Genomic DNA, 21,052 nt, shown 5'->3' on the forward strand with positions numbered 1-21,052 from the left:
CCGCCTCAATAGGCGGGCAGCATGGAAGCACGACAGCACACCTGACAGACTTGGGCATCTTCAGCCCAATCCTCGGACGGCGCACCCACAACGGTGCGCCGTTTTTGCTTTCAGGAGTGCCGCATGTCCTCTCCCAGCAGCGGAGGCACCACAACGACGAAAACGGAGTTGCCGGACTGGGCGCAGCCTTACGCTCAGCAGTTGCTTCAGCGTGGTGCCGACCTGTCCAATCAGCCCGTTCCCCAATACGACGGTCAAGTCGTCGCTGGGATGAACGGCACGCAGACGGGTGCCATCTCAGGACTCACAGGTGCCGCAGCCAATCAGGCAGGTACCGCGTCGGCCGCCAGCAATATCGCTCAGCAACTCGCCGGCGGTTCTGCCTATCAAACGTCGAATCCGTATGCCGGCAACGTGACGGCATCGACGGCGGCAAACTCCTATGCCGATCCGGCGAACAATCCCTATTTGGCGTCGACGGTCGCGGCATCCAACAAGCAGATCACGGATGCATATCAAAACACCACCGCACCGACCACGCTGGCCCAGTTCCGCAACGCCGGTGCATTTGGCGGGAGCGCGCAAGCACAGGCGACTGGGCAAAACGAGCAGAACCTTGCGACGGCGCTGTCGAACAACACGTCTGGCATGTACAACTCGGCCTACAACACCGCCGCGAACGTCGCCAGCCAGAACGCCGCGCAGCAGAACCAGGTGAACCTCGCGAATCAGTCTGTCGGAACGGCGGCGAATCAGGCGAACAACGCACAGAACAGTTCGAATTACTACAACTGGCTCAACGCGCAGCAGGCGGCGCTAACGGGCGCTTCGAACGCAAATAACGCTTCGTCGAACCTCTATGGCAACCAGTATGCCGGTGGGGCGGCACAGCAAGCGAACAGCCAAAGCCAGCTCGACGCCGCCTATCAGCAGTGGTGGAACAAGGTGAACGCGCCATATGCACAGCTCAGCACGCTTTCAAGTTCCCTGAGTGGTGCGCTTGGCAACGGTACCGGCACGTCGGTCACCAGTCAGAGCGGCGGCTCAGGTGGCCTTCTCGCGTCACTGCTCGGCGCTGGCACGGCCGGACTCGGCGCTTATTCGCTGCTCAAGTGAGGATCGAATGAGCACTTTCGATAATGGGACTTTGGCCAACGCCGGCCAGACGCTCGCGGCGCAATCGAACTCGCTCGGAAATATGACCGGCATGTTCAAGATGCCCGACGGCAACACATTCACGCCGCCATCGCTCGCGGGACTGTCAGGCATTCAGAGCGGCATGGTATCGCCCCAGCCGCAAATCGACTCGACTGGGCTTTTTTCATCGCCCACAGGCTCCCCCGCACTCGGCAAGGCTGCATTGGCGGCCGGCATGTCGCTCGGTCAGTTTGGCTCGAGCGGACAAGGCGCGCCGAGCATGGGAGGCCGCAGCGGCGGCGCACTTCCGGCAGTGTCCTTCGGGGCACCCATCGGGGCTGCATCCGGCGCGACCGCGGGGAATCCGCAACTGCTCGCGTTCCTCCAATCGATGAAATTAGGGGGCGGTCGATGAGCGCATTGAGCAATGGCCAACCGTCCCTGACCGGACAACTGAACAATGCGGCGAATATCGGGGCGCGTTTGGGCGGGGCCACGTCGCCGATCGGTATCGCGGGCAATCTTGGCGGGTCCGCAATTCAAGGGCTTCTGCCGGGGCAGTTCGGTAACACCGCCGGATCGGCAGTAAAGGGGGCGAGCACGGGCGCAGCTATCGGTTCGATCGTCCCCGGTTTAGGGACTGCGATCGGCGCCGTGGGCGGTGGCCTACTCGGTGCCCTCTCGTCGATCCTCTGAGGCGCACATGGATATTCAAACCCTCCGCATGCTGAGTGGCGCGGCGAATGCACCTACGCAGCAATCTCTGCTCGACCTACTTTCTGGCTCTGGCAATCAAACGGCACAGGTTCCGCTCGCGGATGCTATCTCTTCACCGAAGAATCAGGGACTGCTTGCTCTGCTCGCATCGCAGCAAGGCGCACCCGCGCCAGCTGCCGCGGCGCCCTCACCCCCGGCCGCGCCACAATCTGCGCGTGTTGATCCCCAGTCGTTGCCCGCGCTGCCGCAACAAACTGTGCAAGGCACGAACCTTCCCGCCGATCCGACTCAAGCCATTCAGGCGGACGACCGTGGTGCACAGTCGCCGACGGGATCGACGCCGTCCGATGGCGGCCTACTCGGGGCTCTGATGCCTGCTGCGCAAGATGCAGTGCAGACGCCGGAAGCATCGAAATCGCTGCTCGGCGCGCTCGGCGCATCGGTCAGCAACCTGGGCGACAAGCTCGGGAATTTGAATCCGGCCACGAGCCAAGCATTGCTCGCCACCGGACTTACGATGCTCGCCGGAAACGACGGGCGCCGAAATCTCTCGCAACTCATCGGTGCCGGCGGTCTGTCTGGCCTCAATACTTACGCCGGTGCGATGCAGCAGCAATTTGGCAATGCGCTCGCACAGCAGAAACTGCTGCAAGACGCGCAGCAGAAAGCATTCGACAACAAGATCGCGGCTGGCAAGCTCGGCGTGGAGCAATACAACGCCGTCAACGCTCCGGTAGTCGTTCCTCCGGGGAACTCGGTCATATCGAAGGCCGGCGCGCCAATTGTTCAAGGTACGCCGCAGGTCGCGCGCACGATCGAGACACAGGACGGTGCCGGCAACACATACACGCTCCAATATGGCAACGACGGCAACATGATCGGGCAGCCGGTGCTTAAGAGCGCCGTAGGCGTCGGTCCATTGTCGGAGGCGCAACAGAAGACGGTGAACGATGCCGCTGCGGCAGCGGCCGACGCGCGCACCACCTACCAGAACACCACATATCTGGCGAATCAGCTCGCTGGTGCGCCCGAGTTTGCGAGCGGGGCCGCAGCTAATTTCAATGACATGCTCACGCGCATCACGGGGAACAAGGACGCCGGGCAGCAATTGCGCGGGCAGCTTTCCCAGTTCGTGAACAAGTCAATTCTGGGTGAACTGCCGCCGGGATCCGCGTCGGATAAGGATATCGCGTTGGTACGCAATGGCGTACCGGCGGACAATGCGGCGCCGAACACGTGGCTTGCCTACTTGCAGGCCGTCGGGCGCGTTCAAAAGGGTGTCGCAGAGTACCAGGCTGCAAAGGCGGATTACTCGGCTGCCAACCGAGGCAGCCTCGGGCCGCTAAGCCGCGACGCGACGATCAACGGCGTTCAATTCCCGGCCGGCACGACGTTCGCGCAGGCCACACTTCAGCAGCCGCAGACCGGTCAGGGGGCACCGCAAGGACAGAACACCCAGCAACAAATCGGGCGTTACTCGTTGGGCGACGTCAACGCCGAACTCAAGCGCCGGGGGCTCATTCGATGAGCGATCTTTCGAACTTGAGCAACGCCGATCTGCTTGCCCTGAAAGCGTCGTTTTCGTCGCCCGAGGGTGCCATCAATCAGATCGAATCGAGCGGCGCGGCCGACTCGACGCCCGGCATTGTCAATCCTACGTCTGGCGCGCGCGGCAGTATGCAGGTGCTTGCATCGACCGCGCGAGACCCGGGTTTTGGGCTGACACCGTCAAATGGCACTCCGCAGGACGATGCGCGTCTCGGGCGGCAGTACTACGCCATGCTGCGCCAACGGTATGGCGACCCGTCGCTCGCGGCCGTGGCGTATCAGATGGGACCCGGTGCAGCGGACAAGTGGATAGCGGGCGGCGGAAGCCTCGCCGACTTGCCGGACGATGCGTTGAAGTACCTCGGAAAGTTTCAAAACATCGTCGCTCAAGGCGCGCAGCAACGAGCCGTTGTGCCTGGCGTGACAGATAACCCGATGCCCGCCGCGATTCAACAGCAAACTTCGTCGAATCCGTTGGTGGCGACCGCTGGCGGCATCGGCGAAGGGTTTGGAAAGACGATGTTGGGCGGCCAGGCGCTCATCGGGCGTGGCCTGCAAGCCGTTGGCGCCAATGGCGTCGGGGATTGGCTCGTCAATGACGCGCAATCCGGCGCAAAGAACCTCACGCAGCAGGGTGACAACCAGATCGGCAATTCGGGTTGGCGAACCGCCGGCAATATCGGCGGCGCTGTCGTGCCGATGCTATTCGCTGGCCCAGAACTGATTCCTCAGATCGCGGCCGGCGGCGCTTATGGGGCGAGCCAAGGGGCATTGAACGACACGGGCATACTGCCTGGCGCTGTGGAAGGCGCCGGACTCGGCGCACTCGGATACGGCGCAGGCCAGCTGCTGGGCGCCGGCATTAATGCTGCGCGTCCGCTGGCGTCGCGAGCGTGGTCTGCGGTGCGTGGCGGCGAGCAGTCAGCCGCGGGCCGAATCGCTGGCCAGCTTGGCGACGATCTCGATTCGACGATTGCCTCACTCCGCGCGAATTCCGACGAACTGATTCCGGGCAGCCTCCCGACGGCCGCCGAGGCAGCAAATAACCCGGCGATCATTCGCCTGCAACGGGCCATGCAGAACACGGAGGCGGGACAAGTCGCCTTCCCAGCACGGATGGCAGAGAACAACGCCGCGCGTTTCGCCGCCGGCCGGGAGACCGTCGGGCCGAACCTTGGTCAAGAGGTCGACGATTTCACGCGCGCGCAGGCCCAGCGTCTGGCCACCGGTCAGTCCGAATTGCCACCGCTCACGGCGGAACAAGCGCAGATCATGCAGTCACCTGCCTACATCCGTGCGATGAAGGTGGCGCAGGGCTCCGCCGATAACGCAGGCAGCGATGTGTTCGCAGTTCAGCAACGCCCATTGCAGCAGGCGCTCGCTCAAGGCATTGACGACGTGGCGGGCACGCCCGCGACTCTTGACGCCTTGCGCGCCGCGCGCGGGAATGTTGCCGACGATATGTTCCGCACGGCGAATATTACGTTGCCGGTCACGACGCCGAAATTCGCCGCACTCCTCGAAAAGCCTGCATTCCGCAGCGCCATCGATGCGGCCCAGAAGGCGAGCGACAACCTCGGCGAAGGTTCGATCTTCGCGACCACGCAGAACCGTGCGCTGGCGAATCTGGGGGGCGCCAAGGGCGTCGAGACGCAGCTCGTTACCGGGCGCGGGCTGCTCTATGCGAAGGGCGTGCTGGACGACCAGATCGGCCGCGCAATGCAACTTGGAGAGAATGCCAAGGCGCGCCCGTTGATGGCTGTGCGTGACGATCTTGTGAGCATCATGGATGACGCCACCGGCGGCGAATATGCCGCGGCGCGAGCAAAATTTCAGGCAGACTCCGCGCCGATTGACGCACAGATGGCCCTGCAAAAGCGCCTGAATAGCGCCGTCGATCCCGTCACGGGTGACGTGAGCGCCGCGCGCCTTCGTCAGACGATCGACAGCGTTACCGGCGAGCAGTTGAAACCCGGCATTCGGCAGGCTGACAAGGTCACGCCGGAAATGCTCGATCAGTTGCGCACACTCAGCGCCCAGGCCCGCACGACGCCTACCAACATGACGGGCCTGTCCGGAGAGGGGCAGGAATATTTGCGCACCGCACTGAATGATCGTCTGCGCTCATCGGCGGATTCGCTCATCAACCAGGAATCGCGCGACGCCGCTGGCCAGTTCTCTAACTACTTGCGCACGCAGTCACCGGCGTATGCAGACTATCTCACGCAGCAGGCTACTACGGGCGTTGACCTGACGTCGCGGCAAGCGCTGCGCGAGGCGCTCGACAAGCTCGGCCTTCTCGCCAACAACGCGAGTGGTGAGGCGCAGATGACGTACCAGGCTGCGAAATCCGCACTTGGGCGCGAACCGCTGTCGGGCGGCGCCGAAGCGTACAAGAACAGCCTCCTCGAAGACCTACAGCGCGCTTCGACGGCGAACGTGCCGCTCGGTGCGGCTGGCAGCCAGACGGCCGCGAACATGCAGCTCGGCGGAGGATTGCTTGCGCGTCTTGCCGAATCTCGTGGGACGGATACGGCACTAGGTATGGCGGCGGGTTCAGGAAACATCGTCTCGGCCGCTGCCGGATATCTCGTGCGAGCCGCAGCGAGCAAGGCGATGGCGCGATCCGAAAAAGCCGCAATCGACCTGCTGCTCAACCCGAAAAAGCTCGCCAACGCACTCGAGGAATTCAAGGGCCAGCCCCAGGCAAAGCAGGTGTTCATCGACACGATCAAGGAAAAGGCAACTGGTGCCGGCCGCGCAGGTATGCGCGCGGTGCAAGCATATGAAGCATCTCGACAAGGAAATAAAAAGTGATGGATGACCAGACGGCATTGCTGGTGAAGATTGGGGGAGCCGCCGCCTTCGGGGCAGCGGTATCTCTCAAATTCATCCCGGGGAATTGGTGGCAGCGCGGGCTCTCGTTCGGTGCGAGCGTGGGTATCGGCTGCCTTGCAGGAGGAGCGGCGGCGGAGTACTACGCGATCACACCGGGCAGCGTTACACACATGGCTGCGATCGCGGCAGCGTCGGTCTTCGGACTATCTGGCGTGAGCAGTCTTATCCAGCAGATCCCGAAGTGGCTGGATGCCGCTCGTCAGAAAATTCTCGGGAGCTAAAGCATGCTCGCCATCCTCAATTTCTCGGCAAACGCCGTGATTTTCGCCCTATCGCTTTGGGCCGTCCTAACCCACCGAGTCCCGACTCGCAGCGGCGGCGCTTTCGTGCTTTCGCTGGTGAATTTTGCCGCTATCGGCAACATCGGCTCGCCGGTCGCCTGTCATAGCGCGCCCGAGGTGACGTTGAATGTCGCCGTCGCGGTAGCCGCGATGTGGGGTTTCTGGCAAATCCAGATCAAGCGCCGTTATTTCGGGAGGCTCGGACATGACGCCCGGTGAAGCACTGACCAATGCGATCAGCCCCGCTCTATCGCTGCTGTCCACAAAAATGGATACCCCGCAAGCGCGCGTCATGCTGCTGTCGATCGGTCTTCAGGAATCGCATCTGACGTTCCGCCGACAGCAGCCTACCGGCCCGGCGCGCGGTCTCTGGCAGTGCGAGCAGGGCACGCAGGCGACGCGCGGGGGAATCTGGGGGCTGTACCTGTTCAAAGGCACCAGCGGCTATCTGAGCAATCTGTGCGCCGCACGTAAGGTCGCGCACGATCCCGTGGCCATCTACAAGGCCATCGAGACGGACGATGTGCTGGCCGCTGGCTGTGCACGGCTCCTGCTATTCACCGATCCGAAGTCGCTCCCGGCCATCGATGACGTTGAGGGTTCGTGGGCGCTTTACTTGCGCGTATGGAATCCCGGCAAGCCGCGTCCGGCTGAGTGGGGGATCAACCACAAGAAAGCCGTAGGTGCGCTATGACACTTCTCGATCCGCGCCTGTGGGGCGCATTTCTCCTGGCCATCGCACTGTCGCTCGGCGCCGGTTACTGGAAGGGCCATCACGACGCTGACCAGTCAACCGTGATTGCCAGCCTGGCGAAGCAAATCAAAGACTTGTCCGACGCCAACAACCTCTATCGCCAGACGAATCAAACGCTGACCGGGATATCGATCGATGCGAAAAAAACTGCTGACACTGCCGTTGCTGCCGCTCGTGCCTCTGATGCTTCTTCTGAGCGCCTGCGCAAACAATTCGCAGCCTTCACCGCCTCCGTACGCAGTTCCACCGCTGCCGGCGGAAGCACGCCAACCGTCGGCGGAACGGACGCCCTTGATCTGCTCACAGGGTTGCTCGGCAGGGTTGACGACGCTGCGGGACGACTTGCGGAATTCGCTGACGCTGCCCACATCGCAGGACTTGCCTGCGAGCGCAGCTACGACGCGCTGAGTCATTCTCTTGAGAAATAAAAGGACCCATCATGCCGGTACCCACAAGCATCGACGAACTATCGACCACACCCGCATCAAACTCGCCCGCCGGCAGCGAGCCGGTAGGCCCCTATGCCAATGATTATTTTCAGGCGGCGTTTGCTTTTATCAAGCAAATCGCAGTGGGATCGGGGTGGAAGCCGACGGCCGCTGTCGACATGAATGGTCAGAAGATCACGAACATCGCAGCCGGCATACTCTCCCCCACCAGCAAAGACGTGGTGCGGGGCGATCAGATTTTTAAGGTCGGAGAGGTTCGCATGTATCACGGAGCGGTTGCGAACATTGCTTCCGTCTGGGGTGACGGCTGGCATCTTTGCGATGGCACAAATGGAACGGCCAATCTCACCGATCGATTCATTGTCGGTGCTGGGTCGACGTACGCGCCCAATGCCACGGGGGGCAATGCCAACATCACGCTTTCCATGGCGCAAATGCCTCAGCACAGTCACGTGGTCAACGATCCTGGCCATAAGCATCCTCTCGTCGATGGCGGACATAACCACGCGATTCAAGACCCCGGTCATGTGCACGGCTTCCTTCGTGGCGCAGCGGGTGCTAATGCTCCTGGCGGGAGCGGTTGGTCCGACTCGGACTACGGCGGACCAATTCAGGTCAACACTAACAAAGTCGGCACGGACATTTCGATTGTCGGATCGGGAAGCAATATTTCGATGAACAACGCCGTGTCCGGCATAACCCTTCAGAGCAGTGGGAATGGGGCGGCTATTGATATTCGGCCGCCTTTTTATGCGCTCTGCTTTATCGAATATACGGGGGTTGCCTGATGCTTACGGTCTACATTGGCGCACCTCTTCAGCTGGCCGGGGTCATGAATATCGATGGGGCGCCCGGCGATTTCACGAATTGGTCACTCACTGCCAACTTGTATGACGCTGCTGCCGAACTTATCTCGCCACTCACGGTGACGTGGATCGATGCGAGTAAGGGCCTCGTGACGATCTCAGCTCCATCGACAAGTGCATGGGCTGCATGTAAAGCTCGCATCGATTGCCGCCTCGTTACCCCTACAGGGGACATCGTGCTAGGTCCTCCAATGTTCCTGCGTATCGCGCAATCTCCGATGAGCTGACCAGATGGAAATCTCCCTTGTCCTGACCGATGACACCGGTCAATTTCAGTTGATCTTCGGCAGTTATATTTCGACGTCTATCGCCGAAACACATGCCGATCGGATCGCTGCTGAGCAAGCGGCGTCAAGCGCGGCCACGAGCGCATCTAATGCGGCATCGAGCGCTTCTGAAGCATCCACTTCGGCGTCGACGGCGGGAACAGCAGCCGCATCCGCTGTGGCATCAGCTTCAGCAGCGCAAAGCTCGGCGACCGCCGCTGGCAATGCCGCAACCGCGGCTTCTTCAAGCGCTTCGGCTGCATCAACTTCGTCGACCGCTGCCGCTACATCTGCGACGGCTGCGCACACGTCTGAGGTGAATTCCGCTGGCAGTGCCACAGCGGCCGCGAATAGCGCCGCTCAGGCGGCTGCTCAGGTAGGTGTATCGCTACTGAAGGCGAATAATCTCTCGGATGTCCAGTCCGCCACATCTGCCCGCGGGAACATTTCGGCCGCGAAGTCCGGCGCGAACGCCGATATTACGTCGCTCACCGGACTGAGCACAGCGTTGACCGTATCCCAGGGGGGCACCGGTACGACGACGTTTACCCAGAACGGGCTGCTTATCGGCGCAGGGTCTGGCTCAATCACTGCGCTTGCTCCGGCAACCTCCGGCTATGTGCTCACGGCCTCCGGCGTGGGTGCGCCACCAGCATATGCTCCAATTCCCAGTCAGTCGGGGCGGTTACTCGGCGTACAGATATTCACCTCGAGCGGCACCTACACGCCAACTCCGGGGACAAACAGTGTCATCAGCGAGATTCAGGCGCCTGGGGGCGCCGGCGGCAGCATTTCCGACCCGGGAGGCTCAAACGTTAATGGAGGGGCCGGCGGTGGCGCTGGGGCCTATATCAAGGCGCGGCTGACGAGCGGGTTCAATGGCGCAAGCGTTGTTATCGGCGCGCCAGGTGCGGTAGTCCCAAACAGCGCCGGTGGGAATGGAGGTAATTGCTCTTTCGGTAGCCTGTCGGCATCAGGGGGCATCGGGGGCGGCGTAGGCACCGCTGGCAGTAGCGTTGTTGCTCAAGGAGGGAGCGGCGGAACACCAACCGGCTCCGGGCTTCTTACCACCAATGGTGAAAGCGGGATCAATACCATCAGTTCCGGTGGATTCCTCTTCATGATGGGTAATGGAGGAAGCTCCATGCTCGGCAAAGGTGGCCGATGTGGTGTCAACGGTAACGGCTTGCCGGGGAGTGGCTTTGGGGCTGGGGGCGGTGGATGTTTGGGCGGCGCGGGGACTCCCCGCGTGGGGGGCGCCGGCGCGCCAGGCGTCGTTTTCGTGTGGGAATATTCATGATGAAAAAATACGCAATCATCGAGAATGGAGCCGTGGTGAACGTCGTGCTTTGGGACGGCGAGACGAAATGTGACGCGATTCCTGACGACGCGGTCGAACTGCCAGATGGCTCGGCCGTCTCCCCCGGGTATGCTTTTGACGGCGCGAACTTCATCGCCCCTCCGGCGCAACCGCCCGTACGATTCAACTGAGAAATGGGTTGTGGGTAAGGTTGTGGGTCGCACTATAATTCAGAATGCGAATCCATAACTGGCAACGGTTTGCGACCGATATGGTGCCCCCACCGCCTCCGCCAAGAAGGGACGTTAGCTTAGATGGATAGAGCAACAGCCTTCTAAGCTGTAGGCCGCAGGTTCGACTCCAGCAGTCTCTTCAACGGGCCTCTAGCTCATGCCTGGTTAGAGTCACGAACTCATAACTTATGGGTGCCGCGTTCGATTCGCGGGATGCCCATCAAGTCTGAGTGGTGAAATTGGTAGACACCGCAGACTTAAAATCTGCTGCGCCTTCATTGGTGCGTGCCGGTTCGAGCCCGGCCTCGGACACTAAATAAATGCGTCATGCCATGAGCCGAGACCGATGTAAATGATCGGCCCACCACTGCATCATTTCGCGCCGCTCTTTCAAGTATTCCGCGTGTACGTAAGCTGCTGTGACTTGATTTCTCTCCGCATGGGCGAGTTGCCGGTCAACAACATCTCTCGAAAATCCGTTTTCGCGCAGTGCCGTGGCAGCCAGCCCGCGAAATCCGTGGCCTGTCATTTTTCCTTTGTAGCCCATTCGATAGAGGGCGAACAGCATGGTGTTGTTTGAAATGGGGCCGCCACCCTGAACGCTGTAAAAGACGTGGGCTCTGTGGCCATTGATTGCCCTCAGTTCTTCGAGAATCGCGATTGCTTGTCGAGATAGCGGAACGATGTGCGGCTCGCGCATTTTCATCCGCTCGGCCGGGACACGCCACTCGGCGCCTCCTTCGCTGGAGAATTCTGACCATTCGGCCCGGATCATTTCCTTCGTGCGGGCAAATGTGAGGGCCATGAAATTGAGCGCGAGCTTGGTTACGACGTCACCCTGGTACAGATCAATATCACGCAGAAGTTGGGGAATCTCTGTAGCATTCACTCTGGCCATGTGCTTTACGCCCGGACTTCTTTTTAGGATCGTCGCTGGATCTATATCGGCGGCCGGGTTCCTAGAGCAGCGGCCAGTCATAATCCCGTACTGGAATACCGCACGCGAACGCTGAAGCACTCTAATCGCGGTTTCTCGAACGCCTCGCGCCTCGATTGATCGCACGATTTCGAGCATGTCCGGCGCCTCAATTGTTGAGATCGCCTGTTGGCCGATACGCGGGAATACGTCGATCTCCAGCGATTTCAGTACTTTGCCGGCGTACACGGCAGTCCAACCGGGTTGTTGGTTCTCATACCACTCCCGTGCTACGGCTTCGAATGTTGATGTCGCAGCAATAGCGCGGGCTCGCCGAACTTCCTTCTTTTGCTTCGACGGGTCTGTTCCAGCCGAGATCTTTCGTCTAGCTGCTAAGCATGCCTCGCGTGCATCCGCTAACGATGTCTCCGGATAAATGCCGAATGACGCGACCTTCTCTTTGTCGTCGAACCGGTATTTCATCCGCCAGTATTTAGACCCGTTCGGCATCACTTGCAGATAGAGTCCTTTGCCGTCGGCGAGGCGATAGGGCTTTTCAGTCGGTTTTGCTTTCTTAACCTGTAGGTCGGTGAGCGGAGCGATGACTTTGGGCATTTGGGGGTATCAATCATGGGGGTATCACTCGATCTCCCCACTGATACCCCAAAAAATCCTGTGCGCTGCTGGGAGTTGTTGGGCAATGATGGCAGCAAAAAGCCCCGACAGGCAAGGCTGTGCGGGGCTTTTTAGTAATTCTTGGGCAACGTTGGTTGCATCATTGGTCCCCCCGGCAGGAATCGAACCTGCATCTAGCGCTTAGGAGGCACTTGTTCTATCCATTGAACTACAGGGAGAGACTGGATGCTTTCCAGTGGCGCGACACCCTCTGCAATCAAAGGTGCCGCTTTGTTTATGAGGCTTTCCGGGCGATTGTGATACCCCTAACGTATCACTTCGGAACACCTTATAACCTGCTATTTCACATCGCCATTGCTACAGTTTTGCTACAGCAAGTCGGGCGACAGTGGCATCGATTGCGCAGGTAGGAACGCGTTGGCGCACCCAAGTTCGACGCGAGGGCAAGAGTATAGCAAAAACGGTTCGGGCGAAGGCCCACCGCGACAACGTCCTCGGGAATTTCCCGATAGAACAACCCCTTGCGTCGTTTGTTCCATTGACGCTACAAATTGTCGCTCCTAGAGTCAGGGCCATGATGACTCGACCCGATCCGCTCATGAAGACGTCCGCCCACCGGCGCGCGACGTATCGCGTTCTGCGCGAGTAAGCCGCCCCCCGAGACCGTGCGCCAGACATGGCGACTCACTGCGTGAGTGCGCGCACGGCTCTCTGGGTTCGAACCTGCTTCAAAGCTGTTTCGAACCCGCTTCGATTCCATTCGATTCCATTTCGCCCCTAACGTCCGGCGTGCGCTTTATCGCGCACGGCGTGCGATCGTGCGCCCTTGCGTTTGATCGGCTCCCGCGAGTCGATCACACCACGGCGTCGTGGGGCCCCTGTTTTCTTCAACAAAAGAAAGACGCCAAGCCTCATGAGTCACATCACACGCAAAATCCTGCCTCTCGCCTGCGCTGCCGTATCACTCGGTAGTGCCACTGCACCCGCCTTCGCCCAATCGAGTGTCACGCTCTACGGTGTGATCGAAGCGGCCGTCGTGTCGCAGAACCATTCGAGCCCCACCGGCGGGCGAGTCGTTTCCCTCAACCAGGCCGGCGAAGGCTTCCTCTCCGCCAGCCGCTTCGGTCTGCAAGGCATCGAAGACCTCGGCGGAGGAACGAAAGCCCGCTTCGTGCTGGAGAACGGATTCAACTCACAAGCCGGCACCTTCGATCAGCAAGGTCAGTTGTTCGGACGTCAGGCGTTCGTCGCGCTGCAAGGCGTCTGGGGCGAGGTTGCCCTCGGTCGTCAATACACCGGCGCCGTCGTGGCCATCTCGATGGTCGATCCGATTTTCATCGGCGCGCCGCCCACGAACTCATGGCTCGTCTTCCTCACCGGCCAGCGCTACAACAACGCGCTCACCTGGACAAAGAAGTTCGGCCCGTTCGGCGTGAACCTGCAATACGCGTTCGGTGGGATTGCCGGGCAGGCGTCGGCGCGCTCATCAGCCTCTGGCGGGGTCTCCTGGGAGCAGGGCGGCAACGTCTTCACCGGACAGTTGCAGCAGACGCACGACTCGCAAAGCCGTACCGCCAAGACATGGTCGCTGGGCGCGAAAGTGGGCTACGGGCAGTGGAAATTCCACGCTGACTATCTGCAAAGCCAGCGCGATCCGGGCTTCGATGTGACCAATGGCGGCGTCGATCCGGCATCGATCACCAACATGAGCACCGCCGCTACACCCACGACTGTCGCGGCGATCGGCTCGGTCTTCTCCGCTGCGCGCCGCGATCAGTTCTTCACGCTGGGCGTGAGCTATCTGCTCAACCCCACGTGGCAGTTCATTCTGGCGTACATGCAGGACAACACGACCGCCGTGAACTTCAGCGGCAAACGGCAAACCGTCTACGGTGTCGTCGACTACTTCCTGTCCAAACGCACCGACGTGTATTTCGCGACCGCCTACGAGCGCGTCGACGGTGGCTGGTCCGGGCTCTTCGGTACGACCACGACCAACTGGACCGGCGGCAACGGCGTGAAACTCAACGGCTTCGATAACCAGATGAGCTACTACGTCGGCCTGCGTCATCGCTTCTGATCCGGGCGCATTCGCCATCGAAATGTTCTATCCAAACGCATGCGGCGCAGCATCGGAAAATGCTGCGCCGCATCGTGGAACCCCTTGCCGTATCTGGGTTTACCAGCCGCAACTTCACAATTCAGCAGTTGCTTAGGTGTTTTCCCGATAGGACATTTTGCGGCCCATTTGTTCTATTGACCGGACATTATGACACTTCCAGAATCGCCGCATGGATACCCCACTACCGCTGCCGAAGTACCACCAGATCTATCTCGTACTGCGTGAGCAATTGCAGGAGGGACGCTTCGATCGCGACGGCGTTCCCGGTGAACACCTGCTTGCCGACCAGTTCAGTGTTGCGCGCATCACGATCCGCAAGGCGATGGAAATGCTCGTGGCCGACGGACTGGTGGTGCGCCGTCCCGGCCTCGGGACGTGGCCATTGCACGCCGGGCAACGCACCGGCGGTGGCAAGACGCCCGGCATCTCGCGTGAAAAGGCGCACCTCACCGGCCTGCTGGAAAACATCGTGAACATGGGGCTGCGCACGAGCGTAGCCGTGCTCGAATCGTCGGTGGTCGGCGCGAGCGAAGCGGTGGCCGAAGCCCTGGCGCTCGAACCCGGCGCGCCGGTCTACAAGAGCATTCGTGTGCGTAGCACGCAGTCCGGGCCGCTCTCGTACATCACGACGCACGTGCCGGAGAGCATCGCGAAGATTCGACGCGAAGCCCTTGAGCGCAAGCCGATGCTCATGCTGCTCGAAGAGGCCGGCGTCGAACTCGGGGCCGCCACGCAAACCATTTCCGCGCGCCTGGCCGATGCCGTCGTGGCGCGCCATCTCGACATCGCCGTCGGTTCCGCGTTGCTTGCCGTCACACGTCTCGTGCGCGATGTCGCCGAGCGTCCGGTGCAACTGCTGCAAGGCCTGTATCGCCCCGATCGTTATCAGTACCAGCTCCAGCTCTCGCGCGTTGGCGATATCGACGCCAAGGTCTGGGTGAGCGAAGAACTATCTGCCCAATTCCACTGATCAAGTCCGGAGAATCGTCAATGAGTTCGCGTCGCACGTTCCTGCGTCAGTCCACCGCACTCGCTGCGCTTGCCGCAGCCACCACCGCACCCTGGAGCGCTCGCGCTGCGGGCAAGCCCGTCAAGATCGGCGTGCTGCATCCGGTTACCGGCGCACTCGCGTATTCGGGCCAGCAATGCCGGCTAGGCGCGTTGCTCGCCATCGATGACATCAACGCCGCCGGCGGCATCAAGTCGCTCGGCGGGGCGCCCATCGAAGCCGTGCTCGGCGACGCCCAGTCGCGCCCCGAAGCGGGCTCGGCAGAGGTGGAGAAGATGAACGAGGCGGGCGTGTCGGCGATTGTCGGCGCCTACGCATCGGCTATCTGTCTCGCGACGACGCAGACCGCCGCGAAGTACGGCCTGCCGCATGTGGTGGACGTCGGTGTGGCCGACCAGATCGTCGAGCGCGGTCTGACGAACACCTTCCGTTTCGGCCCGGGCTACCGCATGTGCTCGATGCGAGCGGTCGACGACCTCGCCGCTCTGAACGACGCCGCAGGCAAACCCGCGAAGACCGTGATGATCGTGCACGAGGAATCGCTCTTCGGCACCGGCACGGCGGCCTTGCTGCAAAAGGAATTGCCGGCACGCGGCTTCGAGGTCAAGGAGGTCATCAAGCACGCCAATCCGACGCGCGACTTCAACAACATCGTGCTGCGCATGCGCTCGGTGAACCCGGACATCGTGATCCCGGCGAACTACTACAACGAGTACGCCTTGCTGCTGCGCGCGATGAAGCAACAGAAGGTCCGCCCGAAAGCGATCTACTCGGTGCTTGGCGGCGCGGCGTCGAGCTACAAATTCCTCAAGGAATTTCCGGATATCGCTGACGGCATCATCGACTGCAACCATTGGTTCAATCCGAAAGACCCGCGCGTGGCGTCGCTCAAGAAGCGCACGGAAGCGAAGGGCGCGTTCTTCAGCTACGAAGTCTTCATGACGTACACCGCCATGATGCTGCTGGCCGACGCCATCGAACGCGCGAAGTCGGTCGATCGTGCCGCGATTACGGCGGCGCTGACGTCCAGCACCTTCAAGGATCACCTGATGCCGTACGGCCCCACGAAGTTCGTGAACGGCCAGAACACGGGCGCGCAGCCGCTGCTCACGCAGGTCTCCGGTGGCGACATCAAGGTGATTCTGCCGGACAGCTACCGTCAGGTCGCGCCGGTCTTCCCGCTCAAGGCCTGATGTGATGCTCGACCCGGTCATTCTGCTGTCGGCCCTGCTCAACGGGCTGACGACGGGCGCGGTCTATGCTCTCATCGCGCTCGGTCTCACGCTCGTCTACGGTGTGCTGCACATCATCAACTTCGCGCACGGCGCGGCGTTGATGGTGGCGCTGTACGCCGTGTGGCTGCTCAGGGAGAAGCTCGGCATCGATCCCTATGTGGCGTTGCCGTTCGTCACGCTGGGCATGTTCGCCCTTGGCTATGCATTGCAACGCGTGGTGATCGAGCGTGCGAGCCACGGCAAGGACGAAAACATTCTGCTCGTCACGTTGGGGCTGGCCATCGTGCTGGAGAACCTCGCGCTCGTGTGGTTCAAGTCCGACACGCACACCATCGACACGCCGTACACCCTTGCGACCGTCGACATCGGCCCGGTCATGCTCGCCGTGCCGAAGCTGATCGCCTTCGGCGGCGCGCTGGCGGCAGCGGCGATTCTGTTCTGGATCGTGCGCTCGACCGACCTCGGCCGCGCGATTCGGGCTGTCGCGAAGGAAAAGCACGGCGCGAAGCTCATGGGCATCGACGTCGAACGGGTCTACGCGATCTCGTTCGGCATCGGTATGGCATGCGTGGGCGCTGCCGCCTGCTTTCTGTTGCCGACCTACTACGTCAACCCGCAAGTGGGTGGGGGCTTCGTGCTCGTCGCGTTCACGATCGTGGTGCTGGGCGGCATGGGCAGCTTCGCCGGCGCGCTCGTCGGCGGACTGCTGATCGGCGTGGTGGAGTCGCTTTGCGGCCTCTGGCTGGGCGATTCACTGGGACAGATCGGCATCTTCGCCATTTTCATCATCGTCGTGCTGCTGCGTCCGCAGGGGCTGTTCGGTGCACGTGCCTGAAAGGATGAGCAGGAGCAAACGATGAGAGATCTTCGGTGGATTGTGTTGTTCGGTGTCGTTGTCGCGGCGTTACTCGTCACGCTGCAATCGGGCGTGTGGCTGTCGTTCCTGATGATGACGCTCTACACCGTGCTGCTCTCGCAGTCGTGGAACATGCTGGGCGGCTTCGGCGGGCAACTGTCGTTCGGCCACGCGCTGTTCTTCGGCGTGGGGGCTTACGCACAGGCGATTGCGCAATTGCAGTGGGGATGGAACCCATGGGTGGCCATGCCGTTCGCGCTGGCGATGGGCACGCTTGTGGCGGTGATCATCGGCGCAGTGACGTTCCGCTACGGCCTCAAGGGCTCGTACTTTGCGCTGGTGACGCTGGCCTTCGCGGAAGTGTTCCGCATTCTCGCGGTGTCGCTGCCCTTCACCGGCGCCGGGGTCGGGCTGATGGTGCCGCTGCGCCAGAGCGTGAGCAATTTGCAGTTCGCGTCGCCGCGCGGCTATGCGTTCGTGCTGCTCGCATTCGTGATGGGGGCTTTGCTGGTCACGGCGTGGCTGCGGCACTCGCGCTTCGGGGCGTGGTTGCAGGCCGTGCGCGATAACGAGAACGCGGCGCGTGCCGTCGGTGTGAATCCGCTGCGCGTGAAGCTCGGTGCGATCGCTCTGTCGGGTGCCTTCATGAGCGCGGCCGGCGTGTGCTACGTGCAGATGTTCCAGTACATCGATGCCGGCATTGCGTTCGGCTCGACGATTTCGGTCGAAGCGCTCGTTGGCGCCATCGTCGGCGGGCTGGGCACGCTGTGGGGACCGGTGCTCGGCGCGGCAGCGCTCTACACGCTGGGTGAATTCACCCGCAACCTGTTCGGCGAATTGCCCGGCCTGTCGATGGTGATCTATGGCGTGGTGCTCACGCTGATCGTGATGTTCCTGCCGCGGGGCATGACGGGCGCTGGCGCATCGGGGCGCCGCATGCTGGGCATGGACCGCGCCGGGACTGGCGCAAGCGCCACGTTTCGTGCCACGGACGCCAACGCCCCCCATACCGCCAATGTTGCAAATGCCGCGAATGCCGGCGAGGAGAAGGCCGGTGTCTGACGCCTTGTTGAAAGCCGATGGTCTATCCATCACCTTTGGCGGCCTGAAAGCCGTGCAGGACGTCAGCCTCAGCATCAGGCCGGGTACGCTCACAGCGCTTGTCGGACCGAACGGCGCAGGCAAGACGACGCTGTTCGGTCTGCTCTCCGGGTTTCTCGTGCCGACGGCCGGTCGCGTCGAGTTTCAGGGGCGCGACATCACGGGGCAGGCGCCCTTTGTGACAGCACGTCAGGGCCTCGCGCGTACGTTCCAGATCGTGCAGCCGTTCGGCGCGCAGACCGTACGGGAGAACATCGCCGTCGGCGCGCATCTGCATGAACTCGGTCGGCGCCAGGCGTTGCGTCAGGCAGAGGAGATCGCCCTGCGCACCAACTTGCAGGCGCAGCTCGACAAGCCTGCGGCCGATCTGACCGTGTGCGGACGCAAGCGCCTGGAACTCGCACGCGCGTTGGCGACACGTCCGCGATTGTTGCTGCTCGATGAAGTGCTGGCCGGACTCAATCCGAGCGAGATCGACGAGATGATTCCCGTGGTGCGCGAGATCGCCGCGAGCGGCGTCACCGTGCTGATGATCGAACACGTGATGCGCGCCGTGATGAGCCTGGCCGAACACGTCTGGGTGCTGGCACAAGGGAAGTTGATCGCGGCGGGCACGCCTCGCGAAGTGACGTCGGATCCCGCCGTCGTGGAAGCCTATCTGGGACATGGCACGGCGGCGCGTCTGGCGGCGCAATCCACTGAGGCGACGCAAGCGCCTGAGCAGGGAGGGGCACGATGAGTCATCTGCTCGAAGTCGAAGGCCTGCGCACCGGCTATGGCCGCGTGGAGGTGCTCCGCGGTGTCGATCTGAGCGTCGACGAAGGCGAGATCGTGGTGATGCTCGGCAGCAACGGCGCGGGCAAGTCCACGTTGAACAACACACTCTCCGGCATCAATCCTGTCTGGGCAGGCAAGGTGCGTTTCGACGGTCACGACCTCACCGGACGGCATTACCGGGAAGTGGTCAAGGCCGGGCTGATTCAGGTACCCGAAGGCCGCCGCGTTTTCCCGAACCTGAGCGTGCTGGAAAACCTGTCGCTCGGTGCTTTCGCCCGGGGCCGCGCGCAACGCGAGCGCAGTCTGGAGCGCATGCTCGATCTGTTCCCGCGCCTGCGTGAGCGCATCGCGCAGTCTGCCGGCACGATGTCCGGCGGCGAACAGCAGATGCTCGCCATCGCGCGTGGCCTGATGGCCGAGCCCCGTCTGCTGATTCTCGACGAGCCGTCGCTCGGTCTCTCGCCGCTCATGGTCGAAGAGCTGTTCTCGCTGATTGCGCGACTTCAGCGCGATGGCCTGTCGATTCTGCTCGTCGAGCAAAACGTGGGCCAGTCGCTCGAAACCGGTCAGCGCGGCTACGTGCTCGAAAACGGCTCGATCCGCCACAGCGGCACCTGCGCGGAACTGCTCGCGAGCCGCGAGCTGCGCCGTGCCTATCTCGGAATGTAAGGGACTTACCGTGGCTCAAACTCTGACGCAAAAGCTGCTGGCCGCCGCATGCGGGCGCGCCGAAGTGGCGGTCGGCGAGATCGTGACCTGCAAGGTCGATCTCGCAATGTTTCACGATTCCAGCGGTCCGCGCCGTCTGCAACCGATGCTCGAATCGCTCGGCGCCACGCTGTGGGACAAGTCGAAGGTCGTGCTGGTCATCGATCACTACGTGCCCGAATCGGACGACGAGTCGCGTCGCATCGTGCGTATTGCCCGCGACTGGGCGCAAGCGCAGGCGCTGCCCAACGTCTATGACTCGGTCGGCATTTGCCATGTGGTGGTGCCGGAGCACGGGCATCTGCGCCCGGGCATGTTCTGTGTGGGTGGCGATTCGCATTCGCCGACCGGCGGCGCGTTCGGCGCGTACATGTTCGGCATCGGCAGCACGGAAATGCTCGGCGTAGCGGTCTCGGGCGAGATCTGGGTCAAGGTGCCCTTGACCATCCAGATGCGCTGGGACGGACGCCTCACGGACGGCGTGACCGCCAAGGACATGATCCTGCACATGATCGGCCGCTTCGGCATGAACGGTGGACGCTATCAGGCCATCGAGTTCTGCGGCGAGGCTGTGCGAGTGCTTTCCATGCAGGAGCGCATGACGCTGTCGAACATGAGTGCCGAACTGGGCTCGCAAGTCGGGCTCGTCTCGCCGGACGCAACCACGCTCGACTACCTGCGTTCGGTCGGCGTCACGGAGCCGATCGACGTCGATCGCTGGCAGAGCGACGCCGACGCACCGGCCGAAGTGCACACCTTCGACGCCGGCACGCTCGCCCCGCAAGTCGCCGCGCCGCATAGCCCGTCGAACACGTCGGACATTGGCGCCTTCGCCGACGTTGCGGTCGACGTCGCCTATCTCGGCGCCTGCACGGGGGCCAAGCTCGAAGACCTGCGCGCGGCAGCACGCGTGCTCAAGGACCGGCGCGTGGCCGACGGCATGCGCTTCGTCGTTGCGCCGGCATCGGCGCGCGATCAGGCGCAAGCCGCGCGTGAGGGCGTGATGGACGTGCTGGTCGCGGCGGGCGCACAGGTGCTCGCGAATACCTGTGGCGCGTGTGCCGGCTATGGCGGCTCGATCCCGGAAGGGGCGACCGTGATGTCGAGCACCGCGCGCAATTTCAAGGGGCGCATGGGCGCAGAGACCGCGCAGGTCTATCTCGGTTCGCCGTACGCCGTGGCGGCTGCCGCGCTCACGGGCCGCATTGCCGATCCGCGCGATGTCCTCGTCTGATCCCGTACT

At 62.2% G+C, this 21,052-nt stretch carries 21 protein-coding genes and 3 tRNA genes; 21 read left to right on the top strand and 3 right to left on the bottom strand.

Annotation, left to right across the window (positions count from 1 at the left end; genetic code table 11):
* The first annotated feature begins 123 nt into the window (after positions 1-123).
* The 10 genes from C5N93_RS16480 to C5N93_RS16525 are packed head-to-tail and all read left to right on the top strand — an operon-like array spanning position 124 to position 8,572.
* The gene (locus tag C5N93_RS16480) at positions 124-1,116 is read left to right on the top strand and encodes a hypothetical protein (protein WP_242560138.1); all 993 of its coding nucleotides are present in this window, start codon (positions 124-126) and stop codon (positions 1,114-1,116) included.
* Between the two features lie 7 nt (positions 1,117-1,123).
* The gene (locus C5N93_RS16485; protein WP_242560139.1) at positions 1,124-1,552 is read left to right on the top strand and encodes a hypothetical protein; all 429 of its coding nucleotides are present in this window, start codon (positions 1,124-1,126) and stop codon (positions 1,550-1,552) included.
* Positions 1,549-1,833: a hypothetical protein gene (locus C5N93_RS16490; protein WP_242560140.1), complete on the top strand. Its 285-nt coding sequence runs from the start codon at positions 1,549-1,551 to the stop codon at positions 1,831-1,833. Before C5N93_RS16485 ends, C5N93_RS16490 begins: the two co-directional genes overlap by 4 nt.
* A 7-nt stretch (positions 1,834-1,840) precedes the next feature.
* Entirely contained in the window at positions 1,841-3,382 is a 1,542-nt protein-coding gene (locus C5N93_RS16495) for a hypothetical protein (protein ID WP_242560141.1), read from the top strand.
* A complete protein-coding gene (locus C5N93_RS16500) occupies positions 3,379-6,219 on the top strand; it encodes a transglycosylase SLT domain-containing protein (RefSeq protein ID WP_242560433.1) in 2,841 nt (946 codons plus the stop codon). The genes C5N93_RS16495 and C5N93_RS16500 overlap by 4 nt, the downstream gene beginning before the upstream one ends.
* Entirely contained in the window at positions 6,219-6,521 is a 303-nt protein-coding gene (locus C5N93_RS16505; protein ID WP_242560142.1) for a hypothetical protein, read from the top strand. The genes C5N93_RS16500 and C5N93_RS16505 overlap by 1 nt, the downstream gene beginning before the upstream one ends.
* Before the next feature lie 3 nt (positions 6,522-6,524).
* A complete protein-coding gene (locus tag C5N93_RS16510; protein WP_242560143.1) occupies positions 6,525-6,800 on the top strand; it encodes a hypothetical protein in 276 nt (91 codons plus the stop codon).
* Positions 6,787-7,275, top strand: a complete 489-nt coding sequence (locus C5N93_RS16515; protein WP_242560144.1) for a hypothetical protein — start codon at positions 6,787-6,789, stop codon at positions 7,273-7,275. The genes C5N93_RS16510 and C5N93_RS16515 overlap by 14 nt, the downstream gene beginning before the upstream one ends.
* Complete coding sequence (locus tag C5N93_RS16520) at positions 7,272-7,763, top strand: DUF2514 family protein (protein ID WP_242560145.1); 492 nt, start codon at positions 7,272-7,274, stop codon at positions 7,761-7,763. Before C5N93_RS16515 ends, C5N93_RS16520 begins: the two co-directional genes overlap by 4 nt.
* 11 nt (positions 7,764-7,774) lie before the next feature.
* On the top strand, positions 7,775-8,572 hold the full coding sequence (locus tag C5N93_RS16525; RefSeq protein ID WP_242560146.1) for a hypothetical protein: 798 nt from the start codon (positions 7,775-7,777) through the stop codon (positions 8,570-8,572).
* Positions 8,573-8,940: 368 nt separating this feature from the next.
* Here the strand turns inward: C5N93_RS16525 and C5N93_RS16530 are convergent, their stop codons facing one another.
* The gene (locus C5N93_RS16530; protein WP_242560147.1) at positions 8,941-9,255 is read right to left on the bottom strand and encodes a hypothetical protein; all 315 of its coding nucleotides are present in this window, start codon (positions 9,253-9,255) and stop codon (positions 8,941-8,943) included.
* Positions 9,256-10,212: 957 nt separating this feature from the next.
* On the opposite strand from C5N93_RS16530, the gene C5N93_RS16535 reads away from it, so the two are divergent.
* The 3 genes from C5N93_RS16535 to C5N93_RS16545 all read left to right on the top strand — a co-directional run bounded on the left by C5N93_RS16535 (position 10,213) and on the right by C5N93_RS16545 (position 10,761).
* A complete protein-coding gene (locus C5N93_RS16535; protein WP_242560148.1) occupies positions 10,213-10,407 on the top strand; it encodes a hypothetical protein in 195 nt (64 codons plus the stop codon).
* 107 nt (positions 10,408-10,514) lie between these two features.
* Positions 10,515-10,589, top strand: a tRNA-Arg gene (locus C5N93_RS16540).
* Between the two features lie 84 nt (positions 10,590-10,673).
* Positions 10,674-10,761 (top strand) — tRNA-Leu (locus C5N93_RS16545).
* Positions 10,762-10,774: 13 nt separating this feature from the next.
* Here C5N93_RS16545 and C5N93_RS16550 read toward each other — a convergent pair.
* Both C5N93_RS16550 and C5N93_RS16555 read right to left on the bottom strand, forming a co-directional pair.
* Positions 10,775-11,980: an integrase arm-type DNA-binding domain-containing protein gene (locus C5N93_RS16550; RefSeq protein ID WP_242560149.1), complete on the bottom strand. Its 1,206-nt coding sequence runs from the start codon at positions 11,978-11,980 to the stop codon at positions 10,775-10,777.
* A gap of 164 nt (positions 11,981-12,144) precedes the next feature.
* A tRNA-Arg gene (locus C5N93_RS16555) sits at positions 12,145-12,219 on the bottom strand.
* A gap of 695 nt (positions 12,220-12,914) precedes the next feature.
* On the opposite strand from C5N93_RS16555, the gene C5N93_RS16560 reads away from it, so the two are divergent.
* The 8 genes from C5N93_RS16560 to C5N93_RS16595 all read left to right on the top strand — a co-directional run bounded on the left by C5N93_RS16560 (position 12,915) and on the right by C5N93_RS16595 (position 21,043).
* Positions 12,915-14,081: a porin gene (locus C5N93_RS16560; RefSeq protein WP_242560150.1), complete on the top strand. Its 1,167-nt coding sequence runs from the start codon at positions 12,915-12,917 to the stop codon at positions 14,079-14,081.
* Between the two features lie 211 nt (positions 14,082-14,292).
* Positions 14,293-15,093: a GntR family transcriptional regulator gene (locus tag C5N93_RS16565; RefSeq protein ID WP_242560151.1), complete on the top strand. Its 801-nt coding sequence runs from the start codon at positions 14,293-14,295 to the stop codon at positions 15,091-15,093.
* Positions 15,094-15,113: 20 nt separating this feature from the next.
* Positions 15,114-16,325 carry an ABC transporter substrate-binding protein gene (locus tag C5N93_RS16570; RefSeq protein ID WP_069344153.1) on the top strand — a complete coding sequence of 404 codons (1,212 nt, stop codon included), beginning with the start codon at positions 15,114-15,116 and terminating at the stop codon, positions 16,323-16,325.
* Positions 16,326-16,329: 4 nt separating this feature from the next.
* Positions 16,330-17,202: a branched-chain amino acid ABC transporter permease gene (locus tag C5N93_RS16575; protein WP_069344154.1), complete on the top strand. Its 873-nt coding sequence runs from the start codon at positions 16,330-16,332 to the stop codon at positions 17,200-17,202.
* A gap of 21 nt (positions 17,203-17,223) precedes the next feature.
* Entirely contained in the window at positions 17,224-18,285 is a 1,062-nt protein-coding gene (locus tag C5N93_RS16580; RefSeq protein WP_242560152.1) for a branched-chain amino acid ABC transporter permease, read from the top strand.
* A complete protein-coding gene (locus C5N93_RS16585) occupies positions 18,278-19,063 on the top strand; it encodes an ABC transporter ATP-binding protein (protein WP_242560153.1) in 786 nt (261 codons plus the stop codon). The genes C5N93_RS16580 and C5N93_RS16585 overlap by 8 nt, the downstream gene beginning before the upstream one ends.
* Positions 19,060-19,770, top strand: coding sequence for an ABC transporter ATP-binding protein (locus C5N93_RS16590; protein WP_242560154.1), 711 nt, complete (start codon positions 19,060-19,062; stop codon positions 19,768-19,770). The genes C5N93_RS16585 and C5N93_RS16590 overlap by 4 nt, the downstream gene beginning before the upstream one ends.
* A 10-nt stretch (positions 19,771-19,780) precedes the next feature.
* Positions 19,781-21,043 (top strand): 3-isopropylmalate dehydratase large subunit, encoded by a 1,263-nt coding sequence (locus C5N93_RS16595; protein ID WP_242560155.1) that lies wholly within the window; start codon positions 19,781-19,783, stop codon positions 21,041-21,043.
* The last annotated feature ends 9 nt before the right edge of the window (positions 21,044-21,052 follow it).

The sequence above is a fragment of the Pandoraea sp. LA3 genome, assembly GCF_022696215.1.
Lineage (GTDB): Bacteria > Pseudomonadota > Gammaproteobacteria > Burkholderiales > Burkholderiaceae > Pandoraea > Pandoraea capi.

What these genes read in the sequence shown, in the direction of transcription:
- C5N93_RS16480 (WP_242560138.1), top strand. Translation starts at nt 124, where the DNA reads ATGTCCTCTCCCAGCAGCGGAGGCACCACAACGACGAAAACGGAGTTG.
- C5N93_RS16590 (WP_242560154.1), top strand. Translation starts at nt 19,060, where the DNA reads ATGAGTCATCTGCTCGAAGTCGAAGGCCTGCGCACCGGCTATGGCCGC.
- C5N93_RS16575 (WP_069344154.1), top strand. Translation starts at nt 16,330, where the DNA reads ATGCTCGACCCGGTCATTCTGCTGTCGGCCCTGCTCAACGGGCTGACG.
- C5N93_RS16520 (WP_242560145.1), top strand. Translation starts at nt 7,272, where the DNA reads ATGACACTTCTCGATCCGCGCCTGTGGGGCGCATTTCTCCTGGCCATC.
- C5N93_RS16515 (WP_242560144.1), top strand. Translation starts at nt 6,787, where the DNA reads ATGACGCCCGGTGAAGCACTGACCAATGCGATCAGCCCCGCTCTATCG.
- C5N93_RS16525 (WP_242560146.1), top strand. Translation starts at nt 7,775, where the DNA reads ATGCCGGTACCCACAAGCATCGACGAACTATCGACCACACCCGCATCA.
- C5N93_RS16535 (WP_242560148.1), top strand. Translation starts at nt 10,213, where the DNA reads ATGATGAAAAAATACGCAATCATCGAGAATGGAGCCGTGGTGAACGTC.
- C5N93_RS16495 (WP_242560141.1), top strand. Translation starts at nt 1,841, where the DNA reads ATGGATATTCAAACCCTCCGCATGCTGAGTGGCGCGGCGAATGCACCT.
- C5N93_RS16565 (WP_242560151.1), top strand. Translation starts at nt 14,293, where the DNA reads ATGGATACCCCACTACCGCTGCCGAAGTACCACCAGATCTATCTCGTA.
- C5N93_RS16510 (WP_242560143.1), top strand. Translation starts at nt 6,525, where the DNA reads ATGCTCGCCATCCTCAATTTCTCGGCAAACGCCGTGATTTTCGCCCTA.
- C5N93_RS16570 (WP_069344153.1), top strand. Translation starts at nt 15,114, where the DNA reads ATGAGTTCGCGTCGCACGTTCCTGCGTCAGTCCACCGCACTCGCTGCG.
- C5N93_RS16485 (WP_242560139.1), top strand. Translation starts at nt 1,124, where the DNA reads ATGAGCACTTTCGATAATGGGACTTTGGCCAACGCCGGCCAGACGCTC.
- C5N93_RS16580 (WP_242560152.1), top strand. Translation starts at nt 17,224, where the DNA reads ATGAGAGATCTTCGGTGGATTGTGTTGTTCGGTGTCGTTGTCGCGGCG.
- C5N93_RS16560 (WP_242560150.1), top strand. Translation starts at nt 12,915, where the DNA reads ATGAGTCACATCACACGCAAAATCCTGCCTCTCGCCTGCGCTGCCGTA.
- C5N93_RS16500 (WP_242560433.1), top strand. Translation starts at nt 3,379, where the DNA reads ATGAGCGATCTTTCGAACTTGAGCAACGCCGATCTGCTTGCCCTGAAA.
- C5N93_RS16550 (WP_242560149.1), bottom strand. Translation starts at nt 11,980, where the DNA reads ATGCCCAAAGTCATCGCTCCGCTCACCGACCTACAGGTTAAGAAAGCA.
- C5N93_RS16490 (WP_242560140.1), top strand. Translation starts at nt 1,549, where the DNA reads ATGAGCGCATTGAGCAATGGCCAACCGTCCCTGACCGGACAACTGAAC.
- C5N93_RS16505 (WP_242560142.1), top strand. Translation starts at nt 6,219, where the DNA reads ATGGATGACCAGACGGCATTGCTGGTGAAGATTGGGGGAGCCGCCGCC.